Raw genomic sequence first — 24,816 nt, forward strand, 5'->3', positions numbered from 1 at the left:
ATGTCCTTTTTCACGAAAAAATTTCTCGCGTCTGCAATGGTTGGCTCATTGCTCGCATTTTCGGCCCATGCGGCCACACTGAATATCCATAATGGTGGCGACCCCACCTCGCTGGATCCGCAAAAGCTCTCCGGCGACTGGGAAAACCGTATTGCCGGCGACATTTTCGAAGGCCTTGTCACTGAAGACGCCAAGGACAACCCGGTTCCCGGCCAGGCCGAAAGCTGGACCATTTCCCCCGATGGCAAAGTCTACACTTTCAAGCTGCGTGACGGCATCAAGTGGTCCGATGGCCAGCCGGTAACGGCAGGCGATTTCGTCTTCGCCTTCCAGCGCCTCATCGACCCGAAGAACGCGGCCGACTACGCCTATCTGCAGTTCACCATCAAGAACGCGGAAAAGATCAACAAGGGCGAAATCACCGATCTCAACGAACTCGGCGTCAAGGCGATCGACGACAAGACGCTCGAGATCACCCTCGAGAACCCGACCCCCTACTTCATCAACGCCCTGATGCACTACACGGCCTATCCGCTGCCGAAGCATGTCGTCGAGGCCAAGGGTCAGGACTGGGTCAAGATTGGCAACATCGTCACCAACGGTCCGTACAAGCCGACCGAATGGGTCCCCGGTTCGCACGTCACGACCGTCAAGAACGACCAGTATTACGGTGCCAAGGATATCAAGATCGACGGCGCGAAGTTCTTCGTGCTTGAAGATCAGGAAGCCGCTCTGAAGCGCTACCGCGCCGGCGAATTCGATATTCTCACCGACTTCCCGACCGACCAGTATGAGTGGATGAAGAAGAACCTGCCGGGCCAGGCGCATGTCGCTCCCTTCTCCGGCCTTTACTACTACGTCATCAACTCGACCAAGCCGCCCTTCAACGACAAGCGCGTCCGCCAGGCTCTGTCCATGGCGATCAACCGCGAAGTCATCGGCCCGCAGATCCTCGGCACCGGCGAACTGCCGGCTTACTCCTGGGTCCCGCCGGGCACGGCAAACTACGGTGAGCCCGCCTATGTCTCCTGGAAGGATCTTTCCTACAAGGACAAGGTCGAAGAAGCCAAGAAGCTGCTGAAGGAAGCAGGCTTCGGCCCGGATCACCCGCTGACCACCGAGCTCAAGTACAACACCAACGACAACCACAAGCGCATTGCCGTCGCGATCGCCTCCATGTGGAAGCCGCTTGGCGTCAATGTCGAGCTCGTCAATGCTGAAACGAAGGTCCACTACGATCAGCTGCAGCGTGGTGAAGTGCAGATCGGCCGTGCCGGCTGGCTCGCCGACTACAACGATCCGGACAACTTCCTGAACCTGCTCGTCACCGGCGTTCAGATGAACTACGGTCGCTGGTCGAATGCCGACTATGACAAGCTGATCAAGGACGGCAACGCTCAGACCGATCTGACGAAGCGCGCCGAGATCTTCAAGAAGGCCGAACAGCTCGCGCTGGACGATTCCGCAGCACTTCCGATCTATTACTACGTCTCCAAGAACGTCGTCTCGCCCAAGATCGAGGGCTTCGTCGACAACGTTCAGGACATCCACCGCACGCGCTGGCTGTCCATCAAGGAATAAGGATGAAAGGCTCTTCCCGGTCAACCCGGGAAGAGCCGCTCCACGCCCATGATCAAATATGCACTCCGTCGATTGCTGTCGACGATCCCCGTCCTGTGGATCGCCGTCACAGCTTGCTTTTTCGTTTTGCGCCTCGCCCCCGGCGGCCCCTTCGATGGCGAAAGGCCATTGCCGCCGGTGATCCTGAAAAACCTCGCGGTTCACTACAATCTGGATAAACCGCTCATCCAGCAGTACCTGATCTACGTTGGTGATCTCCTGCACGGCGACCTCGGCCCCTCCTTCGCGAGCGAGGATTTCACTGTCGCCCAGCAGATCGCGATCGGTCTGCCCTACACCTTCACCATCGGTACGGCTGCCTTCCTGATCGCCATCATCGTCGGCGTCGCCGTCGGCTGTCTTGGGGCGCTCTATCAGAACAAGGCACCGGACTATATTCTGAGTGCTCTCATTCTGGTGGGCGTCGTGCTGCCGAACTTCCTGATCGCGCCCATCATGCAGCTCGTCTTCGGCATCCATCTCGCGTGGTTTCCGGTCGGCGGCTGGGGTGATGGCTCGATCAAATATCTCGTCCTGCCGATCTTCGTTCTGGCGCTGCCGCATGCCGGCCGCATCTCGCGCATCACCCGAGGCTCTATGATCGAGGTGATGAACCAGAACTTCATCCGCACTGCCAAGGCCAAGGGGATCGGCCCGCGTCTGACGGTCATGCGCCACGCGCTGAAACCCGCCATGATGCCCGTCGTGTCCTATCTCGGACCGGCGGCAAGTTATCTTCTCACCGGCTCGCTGGTTGTCGAAAGCATCTTCGGATTGCCCGGCATCGGTCGCTATTTCGTCAACGCAGCGCTGAACCGCGATTACGGCATGGTTCTCGGTACGGTCATCTTCTACATGGTGCTGATCGTGTTCCTGAACCTTCTGGTCGACATCGCCTATGCCTGGCTGGATCCGAAAGTGAGAAACAGATGATCCTCAATCCCGCAAAAAGGGAGCTGCTCGCAGCCGAACTGCTGGAAGCGGAAGGCCTGTCTCCGGAAGGCCGCTCGCTGACCAAGGATGCACTGCGCCGCCTCTCGCGCAACAAGGCAGCCGTCATCTCGATCGGCGTGCTGGTTCTGCTTATCATCGTAGCCTTCCTCGGCCCGAACTTCATCCCCTTCAATTATGAAGACCCGGATTGGGCCGCCTTCCGCGCGCCTCCGTCCTTAGAAAGCGGCCATTATTTCGGCACTGACCCGAACGGTCGCGACCTGCTCGCCCGTGTGCTCTACGGCACGCGCGTTTCGCTTGCCGTGGCGCTGACGGCCACGCTCGTCTCCGTCGTCATCGGCGTGCTCTATGGCGCCGTTTCCGGCTATATCGGCGGCAGGCTGGACTCGATCATGATGCGCTTCGTCGACATCATGTACGCGCTTCCCTACATCCTCTTCGTCATCCTGCTGATGGTGATCTTCGGTCGCAATGTTTACCTGCTCTTTGCGGCGATCGGTGCGCTCGAATGGCTGACCATGGCCCGCATCGTGCGCGGCCAGACCCTGTCGCTCAAACACCGCGAATTCGTGGAAGCCGCGCGCGCCTCCGGTCAGAAACCCTTCAAGATCATCACCAAGCACATCATCCCGAATCTCGTCGGCCCCGTCGTCATCTTCGCGGCGCTGACCGTACCTGAGATCATCGCGACCGAGAGCTTCCTCTCCTATCTCGGCTTCGGCGTGCAGGAACCCCTGACCTCGCTCGGCACCCTCATTGCCGAAGGCACCGACGCCATGGAAAGCATGCCCTGGCTGCTGGTCTTCCCGGCAAGCTTCCTTGTGGCCCTGCTCCTCAGCCTTCTGTTCATCGGCGACGGGCTGCGCGACGCATTCGACCCGAAGGATCGATAGGATGACCCAGGAAAATAAAAAAGAAAAACAGCAGGATACCCTTCTCGAACTGAAGGACTATTCGATCACCTTCGAGACCCCCGAGGGCCAGGTGAAGGCGGTCTCCAACATGAACCTGACGGTCCGCCGCGGCGAGCGCATCGCCATCGTCGGCGAATCCGGTTCCGGCAAGAGCCAGACCTTTCTCGGCGTCATGGGCCTGCTTGCCAAGAACGGCAGGACCACCGGCCAGGCCCTGCTCGAAGGCAAGGACGTGCTGGCGCTGAAACCGCGCGAGCTCGACCATGTCCGCGGCAAGGACATGGCCATGGTCTTCCAGGATCCGATGACGGCACTCAACCCGTCGCTGCGGATTTCCCGGCAACTGACGGAACAGCTTGAAATCCACCGCGGCTTCACGGCCAAGGCGGCATCGGCTGCGGCTCTCGACATGCTGAAGCGTGTCGGCATTCCCGACCCGACGCGCCGTTTCGGCCTTTATCCGCACGAGCTTTCGGGCGGCATGCGCCAGCGTATCGTCATTGCCATGGCGCTGCTAACGAAGCCGAAGCTTCTGATCGCCGACGAGCCGACGACAGCGCTCGACGTGACCATCCAGGCGCAGATCCTCGATCTCTTCAATGATCTGACGGCAGAGATGAACACGGCGCTGATCATGATCACCCACGACCTCGGCGTCGTGGCCGGTCTCGCCGACAAGGTGGCCGTCATGTATGCCGGCCGTATCGTCGAGGAGGCCCCGGTCGACGAACTCTTCGAGAACCCGGCGCACCCCTATACCGCAGCCCTGCACGCTTCGATCCCGCGCCCGGATCAGGATGTCGACGACCTCGTCGTCATCCCCGGCCGCCCGCCGAACCTGCAGCACCTGCCGAAGGGCTGCAATTTCTCGCCGCGCTGCTCGCAGGTTCAGGACGATTGCATCGACCGCCCGCCGCAGCTTCAACAGCAGGGGGCAAACCACTGTGCCGCCTGCTTCCACCCCTTCCCCCGCCGCGAGGAGTTGCTGGTCCATGGCTGAACGCTCGCTTCTGAGGGTCGAGAACCTGACGACCCAGTTCGAGATCCCCTCGAAATCCTTCTTCAAGCCGCCGCTGATGCTGACGGCCGTCAACAATGTCAGCTTCGATCTCGCCGAAGGCCGCACGCTTGGCATCGTCGGCGAATCCGGGTGCGGCAAGTCGACGCTCGGCCGCTCGATCTTGCGTCTCCTGAAGTCGCAGAAAGGCCGTATTCTCTGGCAGGGCCGCAACCTGCTCGACCTGTCGGATGAGGAAATGCGTGCCGCACGCCGCGACATGCAGATCATCTTCCAGGATCCGATTGCCTCGCTCGACCCGCGCATGACGGTCGGCGACATCATCGCCGAGCCGCTCACCGTCTTCGAACCGAAGCTTTCGAAGGCCCAGCGTCTCGACCGCGTGCGCGAGATCATGACCGCCGTCGGCCTGGTGCCGGAGATGATCAACCGCTACCCGCACGAATTTTCGGGCGGTCAGGCGCAACGTATCGGCATTGCCCGCGCCGTCGTCACCAAGCCGAAGCTCATCATCTGCGACGAGCCGGTATCGGCTCTCGACGTGTCGATCCAGGGTCAGGTCATCACGCTGCTTCGCAAGCTGCGCAAGGAGTTTGGGCTGACGCTGATCTTCATCAGCCACGACCTCTCGGTCGTGCGCCTGATCTCCGATGACGTGCTGGTTCTCTATCTGGGCAAGGTGGTCGAAGCCGGCGATTGCGCCACCGTCTTCGAACATCCGGCCCACCCCTATACGCAGGCGCTGTTCTCCGCGGCCCCGATCCCGGATCCGAAGCTCGCGCGCCTGCGCAGCCGCATCCGCCTGCAGGGAGACCCGCCCTCGCCGCTCAACCCGCCGAAGGGCTGTGTCTTCTCGCCGCGCTGCTGGAAGGCGACCGACGTCTGTCGCACCGAAATGCCGCCGACGGAACTGGTTCGTCCCGGCCAGACGGCCGCTTGCTATCATATGGACCGGCCCTGACATGATATTCTCCATCGCCCCGCCCTCGGGGCGATGGACTTTCAACTCTCCTTGACTTGTCTCCTCCCGCCTCTTCGCGTATCCGCAAGAGCAGAAAAAATCCGGGAGGAAAGCTTGAGCGGACGGTTTCTATCGATCGGCGAATGCATGGTGGAGCTCTCGCAGGCCGGTGAAGGCCTGCTGCGCAAGGGCTTTGCCGGCGACACTTTCAACACCGCATGGTATGCTCGCGCCTGCCTGCCGCCCGCCTGGTCGGTCGACTATTTCACCGCGCTCGGCGATGATCCGATGTCCGACGAAATGGCAGCTTTCATGGACAAGGCCGGCGTCGGCACCGGTCTCATCCGCCGCATCAAGGGCAAGACGCCCGGCCTCTACATGATCAATCTCAGGAACGGCGAACGCTCCTTCAGCTACTGGCGCGACAGTTCCGCCGCCCGCAGCCTTGCCACCGATCCTGATCGCCTGCGTGAGGCAGTGGAAAGTGCTGACGTCGTCTATTTCTCCGGCATTACGCTCGCCATCCTCTCCCATGACGACGCCGACACGCTGCTTGCAGAAATCCGTCGCGCCAAGGCAGTCGGCAAATTTGTCGTCTTCGATCCAAACATCCGTCCCCGCCTCTGGTCGAGCTACGATGTGATGCACACGACGATCAGCGAAGGCGGCCGCGCTTCCTCGCTGGTCATGCCGAGCTTCGACGACGAGGTTGCCCATTTCGGCGACGCCTCCATCGACGCCACCATTGAACGCTATCTTGCACTCGGCGCCTCGCACGTCGTCGTCAAGAACGGTGCGGAAGGTGCAACGCTGAGCTTCGCCAACGACAAAACCCATGTGCCGGCAGAAAAGGTTGAAAAAGTCGTCGACACGACAAGCGCCGGCGACAGCTTCAACGGCGCATTCCTTGCCCATTATCTGGAGAACCGGGACGCCCCGGCAGCCGCCCGCTTTGGGGCTAAAATCGCCGCTCGCGTGGTCAGCGAACATGGCGCACTGGTGCCGAAGGAAAAGCTCGGCCTTTGACATCAGGTTGAAGCCTGCGCATGTCGCTTGATCAAGCGGCCCGCGCAGGCTCGCCCCCGCCTCAGCGGTCAATCATATCGATCGTCAGATCAGGAATTGGGCTTCTTGTCGTCGATGCGGACGGCCTCATCGTGATACCAGCAGCTGTCGAGCGCATCGCACACTCCGGCAGCCTCACGCTCCATCATCCGAAAGCGCTCGAAGCGGTTCGAGGCCTGAACGGCCTTGATCGGAAACTGGTAGATCGTCGCGGATTCGCGATGGAAATCGATTGCCATGAGATAGCCTTTCTTTAGCTCGGCCTATCAACATTCACGGTCGCTACAATAGCACAATGCACATAGTTTATGCAAATTGCACAAAATAGATGCAATGTCGCAATTATAAACGCTCGACGCGGCATTTGCTGATTAAGGCCCTGCTGATTTGGTCAAAACTTCATCCATTGCTGACAACGCCGGAATTTTGATCTGGTTCCTGCCTCTTAAATGGCCTCTGCCAAGGACGATAGCCGCGAACCCTCATCGCCTCGCGGGCCGGAAACCTCTCTCGCAAACGCCTGCAACACGGTGATTCGTAAATTTTTTATGTCAGCTGTCCGAACTGGCACGCTACGTGCTTTAGAATAGGCATCCCCTGGCGAGAGGGCGCGCGCTTGCGCCCTTGCCTCAGGATTGCTCAAGTTCGCAGCAGAGAGAGACGCGATGACAAAGTATAAGCTCGAGTACATTTGGCTCGATGGGTACACTCCGGTACCGAACCTGCGTGGCAAGACTCAGGTCAAGGAATTCGAAAATTTCCCGACGCTCGAACAGCTCCCGCTCTGGGGCTTCGACGGTTCGTCGACGATGCAGGCCGAAGGCCGCAGCTCTGATTGCGTGTTGAAGCCGGTTGCCATCTATCCGGATCCGGCCCGCACCAACGGCGTGCTCGTCATGTGCGAAGTCATGATGCCAGATGGCGTCACGCCGCATGCAAGCAACGCCCGCGCCACGATCCTCGACGATGAGGACGCGTGGTTCGGCTTCGAACAGGAATATTTCTTCTACGAAAACGGCCGTCCGCTCGGCTTCCCCGAGACCGGCTATCCGGCTCCGCAGGGCCCCTACTACACCGGAGTCGGCTATTCGAATGTCGGCTCGATTGCCCGCGAAATCGTCGAAGAGCATCTCGATCTCTGCCTCGCTGCCGGCATCAACCACGAAGGCATCAATGCCGAAGTGGCCAAGGGCCAGTGGGAATTCCAGATTTTCGGCAAGGGCTCCAAGAAGGCCGCCGACCAGATCTGGATGGCGCGCTACCTCCTGCAGCGCCTGACCGAAAAGTACGGCATCGACATCGAGTATCATTGCAAGCCGCTCGGCGACACCGACTGGAACGGTTCGGGCATGCATTGCAACTTCTCGACAAAGTTCATGCGCGAAGTTGGCGGCAAGGCCTATTTCGAAGCGCTGATGGCCCAGTTCGACAAGAACCTGATGGACCACATCAACGTTTACGGCCCTGACAACGACAAGCGCCTGACCGGCAAGCACGAGACGGCTCCGTGGAACAAGTTCTCCTACGGCGTTGCCGACCGTGGTGCCTCGATCCGCGTTCCGCACTCGTTCGTCAAGAACGACTACAAGGGCTATCTCGAAGATCGCCGCCCGAACTCCCAGGGCTGCCCCTATCAGATCGCCTCGCAGGTTCTGAAGACGATCTCGGAAGTTCCGACCTCCGGCTTCGCTTCGGCTGCAGCCTAAGTTTTACTGCGGCGCCGACCTCCCCGTCGGCGCCGTTCCTTTTTCAAGGCAAAGCGCCCAAAGGCGATCCATCGCTGACATAATTGGCCGGTTTCTCCTGCCATAAAGCCCTGTATATACTCGCAGAGGGCTGTAATATTTCCATCATGCACTTCCGCCAAAATAGATAAGCGGGAATCGCCATTCCGGAACCCCGCCAGGGGTGGTGCGTTGCCAGAACCAAGCGACGCTGATGGAAATGGAAGCATGCTGCAACGTCCGTCAAATTCATATAGCGGCGAAAGCTGGGCTAGTGCCGCGGCCGCTGGAGCCGTGCCGGAGCGGCTGGTGATCGTGACTGACGCCTGGCACCCGCAGGTCAACGGGGTCGTCCGCTCGATTGAGAATACGAATCGGGAACTCGCCAGGATGGGCGTTGAAGTCTCGATGGTGACGCCGGAGCGTTTCGCCAGCATCCCCTGCCCCACCTATCCCGAAATCCGCCTGTCGATCGCCTGGTACAGCCGCGTTGCCCGCGAGATCGAAAAGCACAAGCCTTCCTATGTTCACATCGCGACGGAAGGCCCGCTGGGACTGACGGCGCGCCGCTGGTGCCTTCGCAAGCGCATGCCTTTCTCCACCAGCTATCACACCCGTTTTCCCGAATATGTCTCGGCCCGGCTGCCCATCCCCGCAAGCTGGCTCTACGCCTTCGTGCGCTGGTTTCACAATGGTGGCGCCGGCTGCATGGTCGCGACCCCGAGCCTCGCCCGCGAGCTCTCCGCAAAGGGTATCAAGAACCTCATGCCGTGGAGCCGTGGCATCGATGCCACCCAGTTCCATCCGATGCCGCTGGAAGAAAAACCGTTCGGCCTTGCCCGCCCGATCTTCATGACAGTCGGCCGCGTGGCGCTGGAAAAGAACCTGCCGGCTTTCCTCGATCTCGACCTGCCCGGTTCGAAGGTGGTGGTCGGTGACGGCCCGGCGCGCGCCGAGCTGGCAGAGCGCTATCCGAATGTGCATTTTACCGGCGTGAAATTCGGTGAGGAACTGGCAAAAGCCTATGCCCAGGCCGATGTTTTCGTCTTCCCGTCGCTGACGGATACGTTCGGCAATACCATTCTGGAAGCGCTGGCCTCAGGCGTCCCCGTCGCGGCCTATCCCGTCACTGGCCCGCTGGACATCATCGGCGAAGAAAGCCTTGTCGGCGCACTCAACGAGAACCTGCAGACTGCCTGCCTGGCCGCTCTGTCGGGCTCGCGGGAGAAGGCGCGCGAGCTTGCCATGCAATATTCCTGGGAAGCAGCCACACTACAGTTCATCAACAATATCCGCGCCGCCAATGGCGTCATCACGCCAAAGTGGAAGAAAGCGTGGCAATATGCCACCAAGTCCCTTCCAAGAAGCAGAAAGCCCGGCGATAGCGCCGGGCCTCTTCCATCATCTGATTGAGCCTTACTTGTGAAGGGCGGCCCGCAGCGTGTCGTTGGCCACTGAAATTGCGCTGCGGACAGCGGGCGTTTCGGCAATTGCATTCAAGAGCACGAAGTCGTGGATCGTGCCATTAAAGCGGATCGATGTGACCTTTACGCCTGCCTGGGACAGCTTGCGGGCATAGGCCTCGCCTTCGTCACGAAGCACGTCATTTTCATCGACGATGACAAGCGCCGGCGGCAAGCCGTTCAGCTGCTCGAGCGAGGCCTGAAGCGGTGAAGCGGTCGGTTCCTTGCGCTTGGCCTCGTCAGGCAAATAAGCATTCCAGAACCACTTCATCGCTTCCTTGGTCAGCCACGGGCCGTTGGCGAACTGGTTGTAAGAACCGGTATCGAAATTGGCGTCGGTGACGGGGTAGAACAGCACCTGCTGGTCGATGGCAGGTCCGCCGCGCTCCTTGGCGAGCAGCGTCACCGCAGCCGTCATATTGCCGCCGACGCTATCGCCGGCGACGGCGAAGCGGCTGGCATCGACGCGGAATTCCTTCGCGTGCTCGGCGACATATTTGGTCGCGGCGTAAGCCTGTTCGATGGCAACAGGATAACGGGCTTCCGGCGAACGGTCATAATCGACGAAGACAACGGCAGCCTGTGCGCCATTGGCGATCTCGCGCACCAGCCGGTCATGCGTATCGGCATCACCCAGCACCCAGCCGCCGCCGTGGAAATATATGACGACAGGCAGCGTGCCCTTGGCGCCCTCCGGGCGGATGATGCGCAGCTTGACGCTGCCGGTCGGACCAACCTTGATAACCTTGTCTTCTTCCTGGGCCGCGAGCTTCTTCACGTCACCCTTCTGGGCACCGGCGAGAATGTTGCGGGCATCGGCAGGCGAGAACGTGTAGATCGGCTTGGAGCCGGCCAGGCTATCGATGAATTTCTGCGTTGTCGGTTCGAGCACCGGATCGGCAAACGCTCCGGCTGCGGAAGCTGCCAGGATTGCTGCTGCGGAAACTGCGGTCTTGATGCCAGACATTGTCGTATCCTCTTGGTTCGTTGCGTTCGTCCTGAACACGCTTTTAATATCGCACACGATTATTTATCATACGATATAAATTATCGCATAGCTGCCATGCACTAAAAGCGGATACGATTATTTATCGCACGATGTAATATCCGCGGGTTCCGGAGATTGAGCCATGTCAGACCAGCTGAAACTCGACACTTTCATCTGCTTTGCCGTCTATACGGCCAGCCACGCCTTCAATCGTGCCTACAAGCCTCTGCTCGACGAGCTCGGCCTCACCTACCCGCAATATCTGGCGATGGTCTGCCTGTGGGAAGAGGACGGCCAGACCGTCGGCGGCCTTGGCGAAAAGCTCTTCCTGGAATCGAGCACGCTGACTCCTCTTCTGAAGCGCCTGGAAATGGCCGGCTACATCCACCGCGAACGCAGCAAGCAGGACGAGCGCGTCGTCGTGCTGCGACTGACGGAGGAAGGCAAGCGGCTGAAGGAAAGGGCAGAGACCGTGCCGGGCTGCATCATCGACGCAAGCGGCCGCAACGCCGACCAGCTCGCGCGACTGCAGGCAGAGATCGTCGCACTGCGGGAAGCCCTGAACAAGAGCGCATCCTGACGCCACGCCTGCTCGGGCAAGCTCATCCCGGCTTGCGCGGCAACGCTGGAAAACGCGCTAAGTCCGCTTCTTCTTCCCCTCAAAGGGATTGTCCGGCGAGCGGTAATGGATCCGGATCGGTACGCTCGGCATATCGAAATCCGCACGCAGCCCGTTGATCAGGTAGCGCGTATAGGATTCCGGCAGCGCATCCGAGCGGGTGCAGGACACCATGAAGGCCGGCGGACGGGCCTTTACCTGCGTCATGTATTTAAGCTTGATACGGCGACCGGAAACGGCCGGTGGCGGGTGCTGCACCTGCTGCTGCTCCAGCCAGCGATTGAGCTTGGCGGTGGAAATGCGCTTGTTCCAGACACGATCCGTGTCGATGATCGACTGCATGAGCTTGTCGAGCCCCCAGCCTGTCTGGCCGGAGATCGGAACGGCGCGGATGCCGCGTGCCTGCGGCAAGAGCCGGTCGGTCTTTTCGCGCAGGTCCGCCAGCACCGCCTGGCGGTCCTCGATCATGTCCCACTTGTTGAAGGCGAGCACGGCCGCGCGTCCTTCGCGCAGCACGAGATCGACAATATGGAGATCCTGCTTCTCGAACGGGATCGTCGCGTCGAAGACGATAACCACGGTCTCGGCAAAACGAATGGCGCGCAGCGCATCGGCGACCGAAAGCTTTTCGAGCTTTTCAATCACCTTGGCCTTGCGGCGCATGCCTGCCGTATCGAACATCTTGATCGTGCGGCCGCGCCATTCCCACTCCACGGAGATGGAATCACGCGTGATGCCGGCCTCCGGGCCGGTCAGCAGCCGGTCCTCGCCGAGGAAACGATTGATGAGTGTCGACTTGCCGGCATTGGGGCGGCCGACGATCGCGACACGCAGCGGCTTGCTGTCATCGTAGACGGGTTCTTCGTCTTCCTCGTCCTCCTCGCCTGATGACTGCGGCAGATCGACATCGGTGACCGCGACATCATCCTTCGGCGGAAAGGCAATATCCTCGCCGACTGCCGCGACGATGGCATCGCGCAGATCGAGCATGCCCTGCCCGTGTTCGGCTGAGATCGCCACCGGTTCGCCAAGCCCGAGCGAAAAGGCGTCGTAGAAACCGCTATCGGACCCGCGCGCTTCGGATTTGTTGGCAACGAGCACGACGGGCCTTCCGCGTCGGCGCAGCATCTCGCCGAGAGCCGTATCAACAGGCGTCAGTCCCGTCTTGGCATCGACGATGAAGAGCGAAAGGTCGGCTTCGTCGATCGCCGCTTCGGTCTGCTGGCGCATGCGGCCCTGCAGGCTTTCGTCGGTCGCCTCTTCCAGACCCGCTGTATCGATGATCGTGAAGCGCAGATCGACAAGACGCGCGTCACCCGGCCGGCGGTCACGCGTCACACCCGGCGTGTCATCGACAAGCGCTAGCTTCTTCCCAACCAGACGGTTGAAAAGCGTCGACTTGCCGACATTCGGGCGTCCGACGATGGCGACCGTAAAACTCATTCTTTTCCCTTAAGCCTTAACCCTGCGCGGCGGGCGCCTTGCCGGATGCGGTGATGAGATCAAGCATCATATGAGCACGATTGCCAACAGCGCGCGGGCTGTCCGGATCGTCAACGATAGCCTGGAACCACTGGCGCGCCTGCGCCATGTTGCCGGCCTTGTAAGCGGCAAGACCAAGCGCCTCGCGCGCCGAGTGGCGGAAGGCGTTGCCCGGGACGGCCATTTCCTCGACAGCAGCAGAAACCTGGTCGTAGGTGCCGTTCTCGATCAGCAGCCAGCCGGCGCGCATCTTGGCGGCATCCTGCACGGCAGCCGGAACGGACTTGTCCTTGGCTATCTCCTGGAACGAGGCGATGGCACCGGCATTGTCGCCCTTCTGGGCCTGGACGGTCGCAGCACGCATACGCGCCAGAACCGGATAGGCGCCATGGCCTTCCTTCTCCAGTTTATCGAGTGCGGCAAGCGCCTCGTCGGTCTTGTTCTCGTCGGCAAGCTTCATCGCCGCCAGGAACTGGTCGCCGGCGCCGGAGGACGCGTTATTGTCCCAATATTCATAGGCGACCTTGCCGATGGTTCCGAGGACGATAAGAACAGCAATGGCAATGATATAGCGGCCAAACCGGCGCACTGCGCCCTTCATCTGGTCGGAACGCAGTTCCTCGTTGACTTCACGAATGAAGCTGTCGTCGTTGAATGCCATTCTCGTCTCCGGCCGCGGATACCCATACACAGTGCAAAACGCACATTGTCGGGCCTTCTACTCCATTTTGCGGCCGTTGTAAGGGGGATATCGCAGAATCGTCACGAAGCAAGCATCGGTAGTGGTGCAACGCCGATCAGCCATTCGTGAACGCGCCAGATCATCAGCGCCCAGACCACCACGCCGATGATGACGGCATAGACGTCATATTTGGCCGAAACGAAAGCCGGCAGCGTTATCTCGCCGCGGCGCTGGCGCCGCTTCAGCGAAATGCGCAGCACCACACCCCAGGCAAGGAATGCCGCAAAGAGCAGCACCGAATAGGCCTCGCCATTCGACAGGAGATGGGCCAGCGCCCAGATTTTCACCGACAATACGATCGGATGTTTCGTCTTCGTCTTGATGTAACCGGCCGGCAGGAAACCAGCGACGAGACAGATTACCGCAATCAGCATCAGGGTGACGGTGAGATGCGCCATACCCATGGGCGGATTGTAGAGCATGCCGATCGGCTCTCTGCGTGCCGCCCCGAAGGCATAGATCACGAAGATCAGCGTCAGGATGCTCGCAATCGCATGAAAGGCGATCCAGGCCGGCTTGCCGACCCTGTCGATCATCGCCTGCCGGAAGCCCGGCACGACGACGCGGATCAGGTGCAGGCCGAGGAAGAGAATAAGACTGAGGACGAGCAGAGCCATGGTGATCTTGTTTTCCCGTTTCTTGGTCAGCCATGGATTACCGGCACAAGATGAAAAATGCCAGCGAGACCGCAGCTTCGCCGCATTTCTGTAACAGGAAAACCGCAATGCAAATTGTCGCGGTGCCCATGTTTCGTTCCATTTTTTCTGCGTCCCTCGCCCTCTCCCTGTTTTTTCCTGCTGTCGCCGGCGCCGCCGACAAGCCGAAGCAGCTTGTCATCATTTCCTTTGACGGCGCACACGACAACGCGCTCTGGCAAAAGAGCCGCGAGATGGCGGCAAAGAACGGCGCCCATTTCACCTATTTCCTCTCCTGTACCTTTTTGATGAATCAGGAAGCGAAGCAGGCCTACCAGGCGCCTCATCAGAAACGCGGAAGATCCAATGTCGGCTTCGCGCAGAGCGATGACGAAATCCGCGAGCGGCTCGGCAATATCTGGCACGCCCACCTCGAGGGCCATGATATTTCCAGTCATGCCTGCGGCCATTTCGACGGCCGCCAATGGAGCGAAGCGGACTGGTCAGCCGAATATGCGACTTTCAAGACCACGCTGAAGAACGCCTGGAAAAGCGTCGGCCTGCAGGAGCCGGCAGGCTGGCAGGATCTCGTCGATCGCGGCATCAGCGGCTTTCGCGCCCCCTACCTTTCGACCGGCGGCGGTGCCGACATGATCGCGGCCGAAAAGAAGGCCGGCTTTACCTATGACGCAAGCCTCGTCACCAAAGGCCCGGCCCTGCCGGTTGATGAAGACGGTATCATACGCTTCGGCTTGCCGCTCATTCCGGAGGGCCCGGGCGAGAAGCCGATCATCGGAATGGATTACAATCTCTTCGTGCGTCACTCCAAGGGCGAGGAAGATGCAGCCGACAGCGCCGCTTTCGAAGAGCGCGCCTATGCGGCGTTCAAGGAAGCCTTCGACAAGCAATATGCAGGCAGCCGCATCCCCCTGCAGCTCGGCTTCCACTTTGTGGAAATGAACGGTGGCGCCTACTGGCGCGCGCTCGACAGGCTGGTCAGCGACGTTTGCCACAGATCAGATGTTGCCTGTGTCAGCTATTCCGACGCAATTCCGATGATCAAGGCCCGCGGCAAGCTGCAGGAGACATCCGGGTTGTAAGCTTCTTCGCTTAAAACCTCTGGATATCAAAAACAACCGCACGTATTGATTGCATCGCGGCTACACTTCGATAAACATTGCCTCAAACGTGCTGCAAGCATGGGGAGGTGACGTCATGACCTTTATAGAAAACCTGGAGTGCCTGGCCGACAAAGACGAATTTCCGGTCTGCGAAACCGGCTTTTTTACCTGGGATATCGTTGCCAACCTGCTCTATGGCGACGGAGCAGTCGCCGAAATCTTCGGACTCGACGCCGCGGAAACGGCAAGCGGCCTGCCGCTCGAAACCTATGTCGCCCGCATCCATCCGGACGATCAACCCGCCGCCGCCAAAGTCATCCGTGATACGATCCTCACACAGGAGCCGGAGCAACAGCGCTACCGGGTCCGTCGCGCCAACGGCGTCTTCCAGCAGGTCATGGCATTCGGGCGATGCTTCCGCGACAAGAACGGCGTCCCGTCTCTTTACGGCGGAATCATCTTTCCGCTCCCCGAGGAGGCCCCTGCTGCGGCGACACCGCTGCTCGATCATTGCCTGGCCGCATATGACATCGCCATCAAGGAGGGCAACATGGCCGTGGCCGACCATATCGTGGAAGCCCTGATGGCTATGGACTGGAAAAATACGGGCTGCACGCGCCCGAACTGACAGTTCTTGAGGAGATGATAAAAAAGAAGGGCCACCGCAGCGGTGGCCCTTTTTCATTCCGCGTCAGCCGTCGACATGTACGACACCGGCCTCGCGCTCGAGATAGCGCTGGTCGATATCCGGCAACGGCTCGTCGTCGATCGCCGCCTCAAAGGCCTTGAGACGCTTGTGGATGGACAGCAGTTCGATGATCGTCGTCCAGGAGTTGACGAGATACTGGAAGGAATTGCTGACCTGTCCAAAAGCCGTCGCGATCTGCTGGAAGATACCGTAGGTGATGGCGCCGGCAACGATGGTCGGTGCCATAAAGAAATAGACGAAAAGATTGTCGGCCTGCAGATAGAACGAGCGGGCAACATTGAAATACAGATAGTGAAAATAGAGCGTGAAATAATTTCTTCGCACTCTTGAGAACAACTCCTGCATCGTCGGCGGCTGTGCTCGGTCGGCATGATCCTCGCCATAGACCAACTCTTTGCGATAGGCCGCCTCTACGCGCTGGTTCTTGAAGTTCAAGCCAGGCAGCTTGATACCCGCGAAAGCCAGCAGAACGGTACCGAAAGCCGACCAGAAGATGGCTAACCAGAAGAGAGAGTTCGGCACTTCACCGAGAAACGGCAGGCTTGTCACGTAATGCGACAGCGCCAGCATGATCGGCAAGAAGACGACCAGCGTCATCACTGAATTGATCAGGTTGATGCCGAGCCCTTCTAATGTCTGGGAAAAGCGCATCGTATCTTCCTGTACGCGCTGAGATGCGCCTTCGATATGACGAAGCTTTTCCCAATTGGCCATGTAGAAATTGTTCATCGCCGTTCGCCAGCGGAAGATGTAGTGGCTGGTGAAAAAGTCGGTCAGGATCGACACGAGCATGCTGAGGAAGGCGATTTGCGCGAAGATCAGAAATAGGTCGTAGAAATTCTCGACGGTGATACCCGGCTTTTTCGTCAGCGCATTTTGCAGCAGATCGCCGAACGGCCGGCGCCAGTTGTTGATGACGACAGTGATCTGCACGCCAAAATAGGTCACGAAGATGATCAGCGCCGAGCCCCAGATGGACCACATCTTCCACGGATGGCTGAGTGCCTTCAGATGCCAGAAACCGCAAAAGATCAGAGCCGCTAAAAGGAAGTATCCGTAAAACCAGAGATTTTCCGGCAGCAGAAAGAACGAGAGATCGATCGGCTGCTGCTCTTCGGGAACCGCCGTAAAACCAAGTGAAGCACCGAGACCGGCGGCGAAGAAATACCAGCCGAAAATTGCGGCCAGCGTCCAGACTACGAGCGAAGTAAAGAACGCCTTTGGCTGGGGAAAGAAGGAATGAAACACGGGAGGTTTTGCTTTCCTGAACTGGAGTCACGGAAGAGTGGCGAACCACTGATTGCCCGGAAATTAAGGCAGTTCGAAGAAAGCGGCAATGGGCTCAAGCCATTGTTACGCACTTGTAACCACTTAAGGGATTTTCTTCATCACAGGCATGACGAGAGCCGCGCAGAAAACCAGCACAACCGCGGCAATAATGGTCGGCAGCACGAAATTTCCCGTTACCTGCGCGATCCAGCCGGCGACGACAGGCCCGATGATCTGGCCGACGCCGAAGGCGGCTGTCATCAGCGCGAGAATGCGGCGCGGGCTATCGGGCGAGAGCCGGCGGCCGATCTGCAAACCATAGGCAGTGATAGCAAGGAAGGTCGCCCCGAACAGTGCGCCGCCGATGAGCGGCGCCACCGAATGCGGCAGCGCTACTGTCGCAAGCACGCCGATCGCTTCGATGATGAGAGCCGCGACATAGACGCCGCCAAGTCCGAGCAGCCGCACGAAAGGTTTCCAGATGAACAGCGCTACCGTTGCCGTCAGCCCGGCAATGAACCAGCAGAGAAATTCGACGATCGGCCCTGAGGCGCTCATGCGGGCGATGGCGACGAGGAAGGTTGCGGTGATGACATAGCCGAAGCCGAAGGAGCCGTAAGAGAGCGTCAGCAGCACCATCGGCCGGTTCCAGACAAGCGCTGGTTCCTTCGCCTGGCCCGTATGCACCGGCCCCTTCGGCAGCAAGGCCCAGGCCACACCTAAGCTGACGAGGCAGAAGAGCGCGCCACCGATCCAGTCCGCGCGCCAGCCGCCGGCCGCGTCGTCAAAGACATAGCCGAGCGCAAGCACCATAACGGAAGAAATCGCAATCCCCGCCCCCGGCCCGCCGAAATGCGCGGCCTGGACATGATCGTTGCCTGCGACAGCCCCGTGGCTCAGCACGATTGCAGACGTGAAGACCAAGGTGAAGGCGCTCGCCACGCCTGCAAGGAACCGGATGACCGCAAAGACCAGGACAGATTCCGTTGCCGCCATGGCAGCCAGCAGGATCGCGGTCGCAAGGAGGGAAAGAAGCGCCACCAGCCGCTCGCGCCCTGCCGCCCAGCCATAGGCGCCGAGAACCGCACCGACGAGATAACCAACGAAATTCGCGGAGGCGATGAAACCGGCATCGGCCGCCGATAGCGGCACGCCGGCCATCATGCCCGGCAGGATCGGCGTGAAGGAAAAGCGCCCGAAACCCATGGCCGCCGCCATGGCGACGGCGCCTGCCAGCGCTGTGGTGAAGAGATTGACCGGACGGTCGTTATTGGGAGCCAACATGCCACTTTTATCGCGCCGCAACATGGTCGTCTCAAGTGAGTAATTCTGATGGCTTCTTCAATTTCGCGAACAGATTTTTGGCACCGCCCCTTGAACGACATATCTTACGATATATGTTTTACGACATAGTGCGATACATCTGAACACAAAGGAGTTCGTTATGAGAGGTTTTCGAGGCGGCTTCGTCGGCGAGGCCATGCGCATGGGAATGGGCCGCAGGTTTTCCGCGGGCGAATTGCAGACGATCCTGCTGGCGCTGCTGGAAGAGCGTCCCAGCCACGGTTATGAACTGATCAAGACGCTGGAGGAGCGCTCCGGCGGCTTTTATGTCCCGAGCCCGGGCGTCATCTATCCGGCGCTGACCTATCTGGAGGAAACAGGACTGGCGGAAGTGGAGAACGACGGGACAAAGAAGCTCTACAAGATCACCGATGCCGGCCGCCAGAAGGTGGAAGAAAACCGTGCCATGATCGACCAGGCACTTGCCAAGCTGGAGCGCATTGCCGAGGGCATGGCCTTCGTCAACCGCATGTTCGACCCGGAGCAGCAGCAGGGAGGCGGCGGTGGACGGCGCCGGCGCGACGAGGAGGACGACGACTTCGGCCGCGACGACGGCAGTGTCCGCGCCGCCCGTCAATTGCTGCGTTCGGCACTGCGCATGCGCCATCCCTGGTCGGCAAGCGAAGCAGCCAGGATTTCCGGAATTTTGGAGCGCGCTGCCATGGAAATCCTGCAGGGCGGCAAGACCGAGCCGCAACGGGATTGAGGCCATATCGACGATTGGCGGCGTGAACCGCCGCCTCGTCGGTGTCAGGTCTTCAGCAGGCCACTCGCAAGATCGCGAAAGGCCTCGACGACCTTGGCGAGAAGGCTGTGCGGGTCTTCCACGGCGGCGATCCAGAGAGCAGCGCTAAGCGACGCGCCGTTGAGCAAGCGCGCGGCAGCTTCCGCATCGACGGGCTTGACGGTGCCCTCATCGATCAGCGCCTGAATTGTCTGGGTTGTCGTTCGAAGGCACGCATTCTGACTGGGCCACTGCGAGGGATCGCCGAGCACCGCCGGCCCATCGAGCAGCATGATGCGCTGGATTTCCGGCTCCAGAGCCATTTCGATATAGGCGGTATATTCCGCCAGCAACCCGAGCCAGGTCGTCTCGGCACGATCCCGCTCGATACGCAACCGCTCCCCCATCTCGCCGTCGATCTGGTCGATCACGGCCTGCAGCAAGCCCTTCTTGTCACCAAAATTGTGGTAGAGCGCCCCGCGTGTCAGCCCCACATCGGCGGTCAGATCGTCCATGGAAGCAGCCGCGTAGCCCTTGACTGCAAAGGCTTTTCGGCCCGCCTGGATGAGCTTCGCCCGCGTCTTCTCCATCATCTGCGCCCGGGTCTTTGCGACCATCACTATCTCCCAAAATACACATACGGACCGTATGTGTATTGACATACGCGTCGTATCTCTGATTATATCCACATACGGAGCGTATATCAATTGCTCCGGAATGGGCTGGCCATACCCACAAATCCTCGTCGCCATCGACGAGCAAATGCCCGGCGAAAGGCACCCTTTTGCCTGAACAGGAGAAAAGCAATGACCAAACGCGAAGCAATCTTTCCCGCCGGCCGGCAGGCTCTCTATGAGATCAACCGCTATTCAGCGGCGATCCGCTCCGGTGACCTTCTCTTCGTCTCCGGCCAGGTCGGCAGCCGTGAAGACGGCTCGCCCGAACCCGATTTCGCAAAGCAGGTACAGCTTGCCTTCGATAATCTGAAAGCCGTGCTGAAGGCCGCCGGCTGCAGTTTCGACGACGTTGTCGACATCACGTCCTTCCACACCGATCCTGCCGCGCAATGGCCCGTGATCTCCGATATTCGCTTCAAGGAAATCGGCGAAGCGCCCTATCCGAACTGGACGGCCGTCGGCGTGAACTGGCTGGCGGGCTTTGATTTCGAAATCAAGGTCATTGCTCGCCTTCCTCAGGCTGCCTGACCGGCCCTCTCAAAAGCAGTGAATTGAGCGCGACGCCGGAAACGCGTGCGGCGGTCAGGAAATCTCGATGATTTCGAGTTCCTGGTCGCCGACGACAGCGATATCGCCGACGGCCTTGCCCGTGAGAACCCGGGCGACCGGCGCGACATAGGAAATCGATCCGGCTTTCGGATCGGCTTCATCCTCTCCCACGATACGATATGTCTGGACGCGCCCATCGTCACGGCTGAAGGTGACAGTGCTTCCGAAGGCGACCGTCGCCGTCGATGTCGGGGCCGGAACAGGCTGGGCCGTGCGAAGGCGCTCGACGAAATAGCGCAGATCACGCAGAGGATTTGCTTGCTGCCGCCGCCGTTCGTTGACGTCCTCGATCGTACTTGCCGCCTCATAGGCCTGGCGCGCTTCCTGCATTTGCAGTTCGAGAGCTTTCAGCCCGGCCTCCGTCACGAGATTTGGATGAGGCGAAATCGCGCGGTCGGGTAGCAGCGTTTCCGCTGCGGTTTCGGCACTCTCTTCCTTGGTGAAGGCAACTGCCATCTCGACCTCCAACAGCGAGGGGAAATCCCCCTCAAGCCGCCAATGTCAGAATGATCGGTCCGTTGCGGGTCGCAACGACCGTATGTTCGTATTGCACTGTCGGGGCCTTGGGATCGGCGTAAAGCGTCCAGGCATCATCGCCGCCTTCAGCCCACGTGGCACCAAGCGAAAGAAAAGGCTCGACGGTAAAGACGAGGCCTTCCGTCATCATGCGCCGTTCTGAAGGATCAGGCCAGGTGGAAAGTTCGGCCGGTTCCTCGTGCAGCGAGCGGCCGACGCCGTGGCTCGCGAGATTGGCAACGAGCGTGTAGCGGTTCTTCTGTGCGAAGGCGCCGACGGCATTGCCGATCTTCGCCAGCGGCTCGCCCGCCTTGATCTGGTTCAGACCCACCCAGAGCGCCCGTCTGCCGTCCCGGCAGAGCCTCTCGATGCGGGATGCGACCGGCGGCACGGCGAAGGAGGCGCCGGTATCCGCAAAGAAGCCGTCCTTTTCCGCCGAAACGTCGATATTGACGAGATCACCGGGACGAATGACACGCGGGCCGGGAATGCCGTGGGCGATTTCTTCGTTGACGCTGATGCAGGTCGCACCCGGAAACTGGTAACAGAATTCGGGTGCCGAGCGCGCACCGGCGTCTTCCAGAACTTTGCGGCCGATCTGGTCGAGCTCCAGCGTCGTCATGCCCGGTTCCATCGCTGCCGCCATGACCTGGATGGCATTGGCGCAAATACGGCCGATCTCTTTGAGCTTGGAAAGTTCTTCGTCGTTCTCGATAACCATAGACACGTTCCGGCTTTGCCGAGAGCGACAGGCTCTTCGTCAGGCGGTGGCTTTCGCGCCTTCGGAAGTTTCAGTCAATGCCTTTCTGACGATCGGCGCCACTTTTGTCCCGTAGAGCTCGATGCCGCGCATGACCTGATCATGCGGCATCAGGCCGATCGCCATCTGCAGCAGGAAGCGATCGTTGCGGAAAACCTTGTGTGCAGCAACGATCTTCTCGGCCACGAGTTCCGGATCGCCAAGGAAGAGATTGCCGGTCGGGCCGCGCGACATGTCGAAATGCGCCCGGCTCGTCGGACCCCAGCCGCGCTCGCGGCCGATGCGGTTCATCACTTCAGCCTGCGGACCGTAAAACTGGTCTGCCGCCGCCTCGGTCGTATCGGCGATGAAACCATGCACATTGATGCTGGTCTTCAGCTTTGCCGCATCCTGCCCTGCCCGGCGGGCGGCTTCCCGATAGAGGTCGAAGAGTGGCGCAAAGCGCGGGTATTCGCCGCCGATGATGGCAAGCGCGACCGGCAGACCGAGCGCGCCGGCACGCGCCACGGACTGCGGCGTGCCGCCGACGGCAATCCACAAAGGCAGCGGATCCTGCAGCGGCCGCGGATAGACGCCGCGCCCATTGATCGGCGCGCGCAGTTCGCCCTGCCAGTTGATGATCTCGCTGTCGCGCAGAGCCAGAAGAAGATCGAGCTTCTCTTCGAAGAGCTGATCATAATCTTCGAGATTGTAGCCGAAGAGCGGGAAGGATTCGATGAAGGAGCCCCGCCCCGCCATGATCTCGGCGCGCCCGTTGGAAATCAGGTCCAGCGTCGCAAACTGCTGGAACACCCGCACCGGATCGTCGGAGGAAAGAACTGTGACGGCGCTGCTGAGACGGATGTTCTTCGTCTTCGCCGCAGCCGCCGCAAGCGCCACCACCGGCGCCGATGCCACATAGTCAGGCCGATGATGTTCGCCGAGCCCGAAGACATCGAGCCCTACCTGATCGGCAAGCTCGATCTCCTCGATCAGATGCTTGATCCGCTCGGCCGCTTCCACGCCCTTGCTGCGGGACGGATTGGGGTTGACGTCCGCGAATGTATAAAGGCCCAGTTCCATGGTCGGTATCCTGTTTAACTTGCGCCTGAGATAAGGTCCGGCAGGGCTCGGAGCAAACGGAAATTCTGGAACGGATTGTTCGACAAAGTTGATAGCTGCGTCAGGCCGATGCCCGCCACGGATCGATGATTTCCACGCCCGTGCCCCGAAAGTCGCGGGCGGCATCCCATGAAGGTACAGCTTATTTCGCCGCCGGCTGCGCCGCTTCTTCCTGCATCTTGTCGATCTGCCGGCGGATATGGGCAGCTTCCGCTGCGGAATGGGCAAGCGCGATGGCGCGGTCGAAGGCAATGCGGGCCGGCGCGATACGGCCAAGCTGCTTCAGCAGGTTGCCGCGCAGGCCGTGATAATAGAAGTAGCCGTCGAGCTTCTCGCCCAGCGGTTCGATGAGATCGAGCGCCTCCTGCGGTCCATTCAGCTTTGAGACCACGACCGCCCGGTTGAGCGTCACCACCGGTGAAGGCTGGACGCGCTCCAGCGCGCGGTAGAGCAGATCGATTTCCACCCAGTCGGTATCCGCGGCGCGTTTTGCACGGGAATGGACGGCCGCAATTGCTGCCTGGAGCTGATAGGGGCCGGGCTTGCGGTGACGTAGCGCCTTGTCGAGCAGAGCCAGCGCTTCGTTGATCAGGGGCTGGTTCCAGAGCGAACGGTCCTGATCCTCGAGCAACACGATCTCATCTTCGGCGCTGAAGCGTGCCTGCCGGCGGGAAATCTGCAAAAGCATGAGGGAAAGCAGCCCCATGAGTTCCGGTTCGGCGGGGAAGATATGCAGCATCAGCCGCGCCAGCCGGATCGCCTCGTCGCTGAAGGCAGCCGCCTCCTGTTCCGGATCCGCCTGACTGTAGCCCTCGTTGAAGATCAGATAGATCATCGTACTGACGATCACCAGCCGCTCCGCCCTCTCCTGCGGGCTCGGCGTCTCGAAGGGCACACCGGCTTTCGCCACACGCGCCTTGGCCCGTGTGATGCGCTGCTCCATGGCGCTTTCGGAGACGAGGAACGCACGCGCGATCTGTGTCACCGACAGGCCGGAAACGATGCGCAGCGCCAGCGCGATCTGCTGGGTGGCCGGCAGGTCCGGATGGCAGCAGATGAAGAGCAGCCGGAGGATATCGTCGCGATAATGGGAATCGTCCAGCCGATCGGCAATATCGCTTTCGGCGTCCTCCTTGTCTGAAATCTGATCCTCATCCGGCAAGGCCTGGATTTTCGCCCGCTTGCGCACCGCATCGATGCCGCTGTTGCGACCAACGAAGATCAGCCAGGCCGTCGGGTCGCGCGGCGGCCCTTTTTCCGGCCAGGTCCGGATCGCCCTCAGGCACGCCTCCTGAAACGCCTCTTCCGCAGTATCGAGATTGCGGAAATAGCGCAGCAGAGCGCCAAGAGCCTTCGGCCGGGCCGAGGCAAGCGCGAGGTCGATCCAGGCAATGTCTGTCATGATGCGATCTCTCCCGGCCTGAAGGTGTAGAACGGCCGAATTTCGTAAGAGGTGGAACCCGGATTGACCGCCGAAAGCTGTTTCGAGAAGGCGATCGCCTCATCCAGCGTTTCGAAATCAACCGTATAGAAGCCGAGAAGCGCCTCTTTCGTTTCCGCAAACGGACCATCGACAACGAAGGCCTCGTCCCTGCCCTTGCGCACGGTCGCTGCGGCCGTCGTCGGCATCAGCCGGCCGGTCGGGCCAAGCTTGCCGGCAGCGGCGAGCGGCTCGATCACGGCATGCAGATTTCCCATGACGGCAGCCTCTTCCTCCTCGGTCCAGGCAAAAACGGTTTCCTCGTTGGCGTAGCAAAGGATTGCGTAAAGCATCGGTAACTCCTCTTTCCGAATGACGAAG

Annotated in this window: 26 protein-coding genes; 13 read left to right on the top strand and 13 right to left on the bottom strand. The window is 60.2% G+C overall.

The window, feature by feature from the left end:
• The 6 genes from AC1DF8_RS03850 to AC1DF8_RS03875 all read left to right on the top strand — a co-directional run bounded on the left by AC1DF8_RS03850 (position 1) and on the right by AC1DF8_RS03875 (position 6,493).
• Positions 1 to 1,581: a peptide ABC transporter substrate-binding protein gene (locus AC1DF8_RS03850; protein WP_112543495.1), complete on the top strand. Its 1,581-nt coding sequence runs from the start codon at positions 1 to 3 to the stop codon at positions 1,579 to 1,581.
• A gap of 48 nt (positions 1,582 to 1,629) precedes the next feature.
• The gene (locus tag AC1DF8_RS03855) at positions 1,630 to 2,553 is read left to right on the top strand and encodes an ABC transporter permease subunit (protein ID WP_112543494.1); all 924 of its coding nucleotides are present in this window, start codon (positions 1,630 to 1,632) and stop codon (positions 2,551 to 2,553) included.
• Entirely contained in the window at positions 2,550 to 3,467 is a 918-nt protein-coding gene (locus AC1DF8_RS03860) for an ABC transporter permease subunit (protein ID WP_113208124.1), read from the top strand. Before AC1DF8_RS03855 ends, AC1DF8_RS03860 begins: the two co-directional genes overlap by 4 nt.
• Before the next feature lies 1 nt (position 3,468).
• Positions 3,469 to 4,488, top strand: coding sequence for an ABC transporter ATP-binding protein (locus tag AC1DF8_RS03865; RefSeq protein ID WP_112543492.1), 1,020 nt, complete (start codon positions 3,469 to 3,471; stop codon positions 4,486 to 4,488).
• The gene (locus tag AC1DF8_RS03870; protein ID WP_112972161.1) at positions 4,481 to 5,467 is read left to right on the top strand and encodes an ABC transporter ATP-binding protein; all 987 of its coding nucleotides are present in this window, start codon (positions 4,481 to 4,483) and stop codon (positions 5,465 to 5,467) included. The genes AC1DF8_RS03865 and AC1DF8_RS03870 overlap by 8 nt, the downstream gene beginning before the upstream one ends.
• A gap of 114 nt (positions 5,468 to 5,581) precedes the next feature.
• Complete coding sequence (locus AC1DF8_RS03875; RefSeq protein WP_113147117.1) at positions 5,582 to 6,493, top strand: sugar kinase; 912 nt, start codon at positions 5,582 to 5,584, stop codon at positions 6,491 to 6,493.
• Positions 6,494 to 6,582: 89 nt separating this feature from the next.
• Here the strand turns inward: AC1DF8_RS03875 and AC1DF8_RS03880 are convergent, their stop codons facing one another.
• A complete protein-coding gene (locus AC1DF8_RS03880) occupies positions 6,583 to 6,771 on the bottom strand; it encodes a DUF2735 domain-containing protein (RefSeq protein ID WP_477995013.1) in 189 nt (62 codons plus the stop codon).
• A gap of 426 nt (positions 6,772 to 7,197) precedes the next feature.
• On the opposite strand from AC1DF8_RS03880, the gene AC1DF8_RS03885 reads away from it, so the two are divergent.
• Entirely contained in the window at positions 7,198 to 8,238 is a 1,041-nt protein-coding gene (locus tag AC1DF8_RS03885) for a glutamine synthetase beta-grasp domain-containing protein (protein ID WP_477995014.1), read from the top strand.
• A 246-nt stretch (positions 8,239 to 8,484) separates the two neighbouring features.
• A complete protein-coding gene (locus AC1DF8_RS03890) occupies positions 8,485 to 9,669 on the top strand; it encodes a glycosyltransferase family 4 protein (RefSeq protein WP_113115305.1) in 1,185 nt (394 codons plus the stop codon).
• Between the two features lie 3 nt (positions 9,670 to 9,672).
• Here AC1DF8_RS03890 and AC1DF8_RS03895 read toward each other — a convergent pair whose 3' ends face one another.
• Positions 9,673 to 10,686 carry an alpha/beta hydrolase gene (locus tag AC1DF8_RS03895; protein ID WP_477995015.1) on the bottom strand — a complete coding sequence of 338 codons (1,014 nt, stop codon included), beginning with the start codon at positions 10,684 to 10,686 and terminating at the stop codon, positions 9,673 to 9,675.
• A gap of 163 nt (positions 10,687 to 10,849) precedes the next feature.
• On the opposite strand from AC1DF8_RS03895, the gene AC1DF8_RS03900 reads away from it, so the two are divergent.
• A complete protein-coding gene (locus AC1DF8_RS03900) occupies positions 10,850 to 11,287 on the top strand; it encodes a MarR family winged helix-turn-helix transcriptional regulator (protein ID WP_477995016.1) in 438 nt (145 codons plus the stop codon).
• A 57-nt stretch (positions 11,288 to 11,344) separates the two neighbouring features.
• Here the strand turns inward: AC1DF8_RS03900 and der are convergent, their stop codons facing one another.
• The 3 genes from der to AC1DF8_RS03915 form a co-directional block, all read right to left on the bottom strand.
• Positions 11,345 to 12,769, bottom strand: a complete 1,425-nt coding sequence (gene der, locus AC1DF8_RS03905) for a ribosome biogenesis GTPase Der (RefSeq protein WP_113201913.1) — start codon at positions 12,767 to 12,769, stop codon at positions 11,345 to 11,347.
• Positions 12,770 to 12,785: 16 nt separating this feature from the next.
• On the bottom strand, positions 12,786 to 13,469 hold the full coding sequence (locus AC1DF8_RS03910) for a tetratricopeptide repeat protein (RefSeq protein WP_112543483.1): 684 nt from the start codon (positions 13,467 to 13,469) through the stop codon (positions 12,786 to 12,788).
• Positions 13,470 to 13,570: 101 nt separating this feature from the next.
• Entirely contained in the window at positions 13,571 to 14,167 is a 597-nt protein-coding gene (locus AC1DF8_RS03915) for an NnrU family protein (protein ID WP_113201914.1), read from the bottom strand.
• A gap of 128 nt (positions 14,168 to 14,295) precedes the next feature.
• Between AC1DF8_RS03915 and AC1DF8_RS03920 the strand changes: the two genes are divergently transcribed.
• The gene (locus AC1DF8_RS03920) at positions 14,296 to 15,285 is read left to right on the top strand and encodes a polysaccharide deacetylase family protein (RefSeq protein WP_112972259.1); all 990 of its coding nucleotides are present in this window, start codon (positions 14,296 to 14,298) and stop codon (positions 15,283 to 15,285) included.
• A gap of 115 nt (positions 15,286 to 15,400) precedes the next feature.
• A complete protein-coding gene (locus AC1DF8_RS03925; protein WP_477995017.1) occupies positions 15,401 to 15,934 on the top strand; it encodes a PAS domain-containing protein in 534 nt (177 codons plus the stop codon).
• Positions 15,935 to 15,997: 63 nt separating this feature from the next.
• Here the strand turns inward: AC1DF8_RS03925 and sbmA are convergent, their stop codons facing one another.
• On the bottom strand, positions 15,998 to 17,263 hold the full coding sequence (sbmA, locus tag AC1DF8_RS03930; RefSeq protein ID WP_112972154.1) for a peptide antibiotic transporter SbmA: 1,266 nt from the start codon (positions 17,261 to 17,263) through the stop codon (positions 15,998 to 16,000).
• A 123-nt stretch (positions 17,264 to 17,386) separates the two neighbouring features.
• Entirely contained in the window at positions 17,387 to 18,592 is a 1,206-nt protein-coding gene (locus tag AC1DF8_RS03935; protein WP_477995018.1) for a YbfB/YjiJ family MFS transporter, read from the bottom strand.
• Between the two features lie 136 nt (positions 18,593 to 18,728).
• Between AC1DF8_RS03935 and AC1DF8_RS03940 the strand changes: the two genes are divergently transcribed.
• Positions 18,729 to 19,334: a PadR family transcriptional regulator gene (locus tag AC1DF8_RS03940; protein ID WP_113147116.1), complete on the top strand. Its 606-nt coding sequence runs from the start codon at positions 18,729 to 18,731 to the stop codon at positions 19,332 to 19,334.
• A 44-nt stretch (positions 19,335 to 19,378) separates the two neighbouring features.
• Here AC1DF8_RS03940 and AC1DF8_RS03945 read toward each other — a convergent pair whose 3' ends face one another.
• Positions 19,379 to 19,969 carry a TetR/AcrR family transcriptional regulator gene (locus tag AC1DF8_RS03945; protein ID WP_113147115.1) on the bottom strand — a complete coding sequence of 197 codons (591 nt, stop codon included), beginning with the start codon at positions 19,967 to 19,969 and terminating at the stop codon, positions 19,379 to 19,381.
• Positions 19,970 to 20,158: 189 nt separating this feature from the next.
• Here AC1DF8_RS03945 and AC1DF8_RS03950 point away from each other — a divergent pair, with 189 nt between their 5' ends.
• A complete protein-coding gene (locus tag AC1DF8_RS03950) occupies positions 20,159 to 20,557 on the top strand; it encodes a RidA family protein (RefSeq protein WP_112543476.1) in 399 nt (132 codons plus the stop codon).
• A gap of 54 nt (positions 20,558 to 20,611) precedes the next feature.
• Here AC1DF8_RS03950 and greA read toward each other — a convergent pair whose 3' ends face one another.
• From greA to AC1DF8_RS03975, 5 genes are all read right to left on the bottom strand, one after another.
• A complete protein-coding gene (greA, locus tag AC1DF8_RS03955) occupies positions 20,612 to 21,094 on the bottom strand; it encodes a transcription elongation factor GreA (RefSeq protein ID WP_113147114.1) in 483 nt (160 codons plus the stop codon).
• Between the two features lie 31 nt (positions 21,095 to 21,125).
• Positions 21,126 to 21,875: a type I methionyl aminopeptidase gene (gene map, locus AC1DF8_RS03960; RefSeq protein WP_112543474.1), complete on the bottom strand. Its 750-nt coding sequence runs from the start codon at positions 21,873 to 21,875 to the stop codon at positions 21,126 to 21,128.
• Between the two features lie 39 nt (positions 21,876 to 21,914).
• Positions 21,915 to 22,976, bottom strand: a complete 1,062-nt coding sequence (locus AC1DF8_RS03965; protein WP_112972150.1) for an LLM class flavin-dependent oxidoreductase — start codon at positions 22,974 to 22,976, stop codon at positions 21,915 to 21,917.
• 181 nt (positions 22,977 to 23,157) lie between these two features.
• Positions 23,158 to 24,417: an RNA polymerase sigma factor gene (locus tag AC1DF8_RS03970; RefSeq protein WP_112543472.1), complete on the bottom strand. Its 1,260-nt coding sequence runs from the start codon at positions 24,415 to 24,417 to the stop codon at positions 23,158 to 23,160.
• Positions 24,414 to 24,788 carry a YciI family protein gene (locus AC1DF8_RS03975; RefSeq protein WP_003565644.1) on the bottom strand — a complete coding sequence of 125 codons (375 nt, stop codon included), beginning with the start codon at positions 24,786 to 24,788 and terminating at the stop codon, positions 24,414 to 24,416. Before AC1DF8_RS03975 ends, AC1DF8_RS03970 begins: the two co-directional genes overlap by 4 nt.
• Positions 24,789 to 24,816: the final 28 nt, after the last annotated feature.

It is taken from the genome of Rhizobium sp. 05N49 (genome assembly GCF_056396805.1).

Bases quoted from the DNA above. Each gene is read 5' to 3' on its own strand.
- AC1DF8_RS03850 (WP_112543495.1), top strand. From the start codon at position 1: ATGTCCTTTTTCACGAAAAAATTTCTCGCGTCTGCAATGGTTGGCTCA.
- AC1DF8_RS03855 (WP_112543494.1), top strand. From the start codon at position 1,630: ATGATCAAATATGCACTCCGTCGATTGCTGTCGACGATCCCCGTCCTG.
- AC1DF8_RS03860 (WP_113208124.1), top strand. From the start codon at position 2,550: ATGATCCTCAATCCCGCAAAAAGGGAGCTGCTCGCAGCCGAACTGCTG.
- AC1DF8_RS03865 (WP_112543492.1), top strand. From the start codon at position 3,469: ATGACCCAGGAAAATAAAAAAGAAAAACAGCAGGATACCCTTCTCGAA.
- AC1DF8_RS03870 (WP_112972161.1), top strand. From the start codon at position 4,481: ATGGCTGAACGCTCGCTTCTGAGGGTCGAGAACCTGACGACCCAGTTC.
- AC1DF8_RS03880 (WP_477995013.1), bottom strand. From the start codon at position 6,771: ATGGCAATCGATTTCCATCGCGAATCCGCGACGATCTACCAGTTTCCG.
- AC1DF8_RS03885 (WP_477995014.1), top strand. From the start codon at position 7,198: ATGACAAAGTATAAGCTCGAGTACATTTGGCTCGATGGGTACACTCCG.
- AC1DF8_RS03890 (WP_113115305.1), top strand. From the start codon at position 8,485: ATGCTGCAACGTCCGTCAAATTCATATAGCGGCGAAAGCTGGGCTAGT.
- AC1DF8_RS03895 (WP_477995015.1), bottom strand. From the start codon at position 10,686: ATGTCTGGCATCAAGACCGCAGTTTCCGCAGCAGCAATCCTGGCAGCT.
- AC1DF8_RS03900 (WP_477995016.1), top strand. From the start codon at position 10,850: ATGTCAGACCAGCTGAAACTCGACACTTTCATCTGCTTTGCCGTCTAT.
- der (WP_113201913.1), bottom strand. From the start codon at position 12,769: ATGAGTTTTACGGTCGCCATCGTCGGACGCCCGAATGTCGGCAAGTCG.
- AC1DF8_RS03910 (WP_112543483.1), bottom strand. From the start codon at position 13,469: ATGGCATTCAACGACGACAGCTTCATTCGTGAAGTCAACGAGGAACTG.
- AC1DF8_RS03915 (WP_113201914.1), bottom strand. From the start codon at position 14,167: ATGGCTCTGCTCGTCCTCAGTCTTATTCTCTTCCTCGGCCTGCACCTG.
- AC1DF8_RS03920 (WP_112972259.1), top strand. From the start codon at position 14,296: ATGTTTCGTTCCATTTTTTCTGCGTCCCTCGCCCTCTCCCTGTTTTTT.
- AC1DF8_RS03925 (WP_477995017.1), top strand. From the start codon at position 15,401: ATGACCTTTATAGAAAACCTGGAGTGCCTGGCCGACAAAGACGAATTT.
- AC1DF8_RS03935 (WP_477995018.1), bottom strand. From the start codon at position 18,592: ATGTTGCGGCGCGATAAAAGTGGCATGTTGGCTCCCAATAACGACCGT.
- AC1DF8_RS03940 (WP_113147116.1), top strand. From the start codon at position 18,729: ATGAGAGGTTTTCGAGGCGGCTTCGTCGGCGAGGCCATGCGCATGGGA.
- AC1DF8_RS03945 (WP_113147115.1), bottom strand. From the start codon at position 19,969: ATGGTCGCAAAGACCCGGGCGCAGATGATGGAGAAGACGCGGGCGAAG.
- AC1DF8_RS03950 (WP_112543476.1), top strand. From the start codon at position 20,159: ATGACCAAACGCGAAGCAATCTTTCCCGCCGGCCGGCAGGCTCTCTAT.
- greA (WP_113147114.1), bottom strand. From the start codon at position 21,094: ATGGCAGTTGCCTTCACCAAGGAAGAGAGTGCCGAAACCGCAGCGGAA.
- map (WP_112543474.1), bottom strand. From the start codon at position 21,875: ATGGTTATCGAGAACGACGAAGAACTTTCCAAGCTCAAAGAGATCGGC.
- AC1DF8_RS03965 (WP_112972150.1), bottom strand. From the start codon at position 22,976: ATGGAACTGGGCCTTTATACATTCGCGGACGTCAACCCCAATCCGTCC.
- AC1DF8_RS03970 (WP_112543472.1), bottom strand. From the start codon at position 24,417: ATGACAGACATTGCCTGGATCGACCTCGCGCTTGCCTCGGCCCGGCCG.
- AC1DF8_RS03975 (WP_003565644.1), bottom strand. From the start codon at position 24,788: ATGCTTTACGCAATCCTTTGCTACGCCAACGAGGAAACCGTTTTTGCC.